The sequence below is a fragment of the Microbacterium sp. ZXX196 genome (assembly GCF_009709595.1).
In the GTDB taxonomy this organism is placed as follows: domain Bacteria; phylum Actinomycetota; class Actinomycetes; order Actinomycetales; family Microbacteriaceae; genus Microbacterium; species Microbacterium excoecariae.
Genome location: NZ_WMEE01000115.1, coordinates 1 through 279 on the forward strand (window position 1 = coordinate 1; position 279 = coordinate 279).

At 47.0% G+C, this 279-nt stretch carries 1 protein-coding gene; it reads left to right on the plus strand.

Going from position 1 to position 279, the window contains the following annotated elements; genetic code table 11:
• Nucleotides 1-48: 48 nt before the first annotated feature.
• Nucleotides 49-279, plus strand: a 231-nt coding sequence (locus tag GJQ66_RS12465; protein WP_155049639.1) for an efflux RND transporter permease subunit, incomplete at its 3' end; no start/stop codon positions are given.

Below are 279 nucleotides of genomic sequence, written 5' to 3' on the forward strand. Positions count from 1 at the left end.
AGATGGTAGCCCGGTGGTAATCAGTGATAATGACAGTGGGACAGTCGGTTGAAGCTACCTGAACTTTGTATTCGGCAACCGGTTTTAGCTTGTGTGTTGAGCTTGGTACTGATTGTTCTCGGTGTGGTCGGTTTTCAAAGGCTAGAAATCCTTTTCTTTCCTAAGCTTGTGATGCCTATCGTCACGGTTTATACCCACTATCGTGGCGCAAGCGCTGAGCTGATGGAGTCTCAGGTCACCACGCGTTTAGAGAATGCTATTGCTGGTGTGGATAATATT